4 protein-coding genes are annotated in these 1863 nt (G+C 60.3%); all 4 read right to left on the bottom strand.

Annotated features, from left to right (window positions below):
- The coding region (locus ACESMD_RS05235; protein ID WP_372611002.1) for a hypothetical protein at positions 1-651 on the bottom strand (651 nt) is incomplete at its 3' end.
- Positions 652-787: 136 nt separating this feature from the next.
- On the bottom strand, positions 788-1033 hold the full coding sequence (locus ACESMD_RS05230; RefSeq protein ID WP_372611000.1) for a hypothetical protein: 246 nt from the start codon (positions 1031-1033) through the stop codon (positions 788-790).
- Positions 1034-1091: 58 nt separating this feature from the next.
- A complete protein-coding gene (locus ACESMD_RS05225; protein WP_372610998.1) occupies positions 1092-1313 on the bottom strand; it encodes a hypothetical protein in 222 nt (73 codons plus the stop codon).
- A 275-nt stretch (positions 1314-1588) separates the two neighbouring features.
- Positions 1589-1863, bottom strand: a 275-nt coding sequence (locus ACESMD_RS05220) for a hypothetical protein (protein WP_372610996.1), incomplete at its 5' end; no start/stop codon positions are given.

The following is a 1863-nucleotide window of genomic DNA, read 5'->3' as shown; positions in this document are numbered from 1 at the left end:
GACCTCGTGGCAGACCCACTTGCCGCCCGCGGTGCGGTGCAGGGCCAACTCGGTCCAGCGAATGTTGCGCGGGCCCTGGTAGTTGTAGCTGCTCGCGCTGGCTATCTCCTCGCCGGTGAAGCGCACGTCGGGGCCGTCGTCGCGGTTCAGTTCGATAGTTTCCATGTCGGTGTCCATGACGTTGTCCATGTCGAGGCTATCCGGTCCGGGCATCGTGGGCAGGCGCTTCTTGACTTCATGCTCCCAGCAGACACTCTGCTCGATAGCGTTGCCGATCTCGTGGACAGTGGACGTACTGACGGAATCGCCCTCTTTGTTTACGATCTCGAGGCTGCCGGCGTCCAGCTCGTTCTCGCCGAGGGGGTTAACCTCGACGGTGAAGTCGAATGCGTCGGCCAGGGTCTCCTCACCCCCGTTGGCTTGCCATTCGATCGTGTAAGTGACCCCGGGGCGCTCGACGCAGCACAGCACGCAGACGCCGTAAATATACGACTGATACCAGGTCTCCATGACTGGCTCGCCGTCGGCGTCGCATGAGACCTCTCCCTTGTGGGTGTCGAGGTTGTGATCGTCGGCCACAATGGTCTCGACGGCCCAGGTGAGGTCCATTAGCTGCCGGGTGGTGATTTGGATGGGCTTGGTGTGTGTCATTGTCGTTCTCCTTAGTGTCCAGTGTTTGCGCGGATCTGGTTCCGGGCGCGCTTGCGCTGGAGCTCGTCGCGTTTGTGGCCCTTCCCGCGGTCGCCCAGCATCGCACGCCAGGCGGTTTCGTTGTAGGGGGGCTTTTTCATGTCGTTCTGCCGATGATAGGTACCGGCCCTCCGGACTCGATGGACGGGTGTTCGTGGTACATCCGCACAGCCACTTCAACTTCTTTCCCCTCCAGGTTCGTAACGTCATAGCCGAAGTCGCTGTCTGGCATCGTCCTGTACAGGGTATTTCCTACCCGCACCAAAAACCTGGGGTTGCCGCTGGGGCTGGAGCGCATACGCTCAACGATTGTTAGCGTGCCGGTGACGGTCTGTTTATTCATTGTGTGTTTCCTCGGTGATAGGTGGCCCCGGTTGCCCAGGGCTGGCAGTCAGGGGCGCTCACGAGGCGCCCCGCTCAGCTTTGGCGGCTGCCATGCGGAGCTCAGGCATTAGCTCGAGGTCAAAATGCAGGTGCTTTACAGCGGCCAGGGCGGCAAGTTGCGCATATCGAGTGTATTGGCCCTCGCGCGTAGTCTCGAGGCGACCGCCTACGGTGTACCGCCGGCGGAGCCACTCTACAGTCTCGAGATATCGATCGATGTTCTCGGCGGTCATCGTCATGTTGTGGACTCCTTCGTGTGGGCCGTCCCTGGCCGTGATGACTAGCTACTGTATGATTCTTAGCGGGACGCATGCGAGCGCTTGCCGCATACGACGCGCGTATGCGCGCCGGTGCATGGCAGCGCTGTTGCTGTAGGATGCTGCCATCTCTGACAACTGTGCCTCTGCTGCGCGGTGCGCATTGTGTAGGGCCATCTTGGCCTCTACCAGGTGAGTTTCGGCATGTTCGATTAAGATCATTCTCATGTTGTGGACTCCAGGGGTTGGGTTTTCGGTTAGTGGATCAGATCGCCAAGGCCCATGTTTCGGAATTTGGCCTCAATAATGTTGGGTGTGAAACCAGGATCTACTCTAAGCCAGCCCCCATTCCCGCGCACCCGCGACTCCATATCGCGCAGCGCTTGCGCAAACTCGCCCGCGCTGTCTGCTTGGTCACGTGATACGTCGCCCTCGCAGTATGTGACGATCTCCAGGGTTTTCGGGTTGGCCCAGATGCCGAAGTACCAGGCGTCTTGCTCGGTGTCGACCTGAGCCCAGCCTGCTCCCGGTG

The organism is Halomonas sp. (assembly GCF_041689495.1).
Lineage (GTDB): Bacteria > Pseudomonadota > Gammaproteobacteria > Pseudomonadales > Halomonadaceae > Halomonas.
This window is presented reverse-complemented; position numbering and strand designations above follow the sequence as displayed.

Coding starts and splice junctions, on each gene's coding strand:
- ACESMD_RS05225 (WP_372610998.1), bottom strand. CDS start 1,313: ATGACGATGACCGCCGAGAACATCGATCGATATCTCGAGACTGTAGAG.
- ACESMD_RS05230 (WP_372611000.1), bottom strand. CDS start 1,033: ATGAATAAACAGACCGTCACCGGCACGCTAACAATCGTTGAGCGTATG.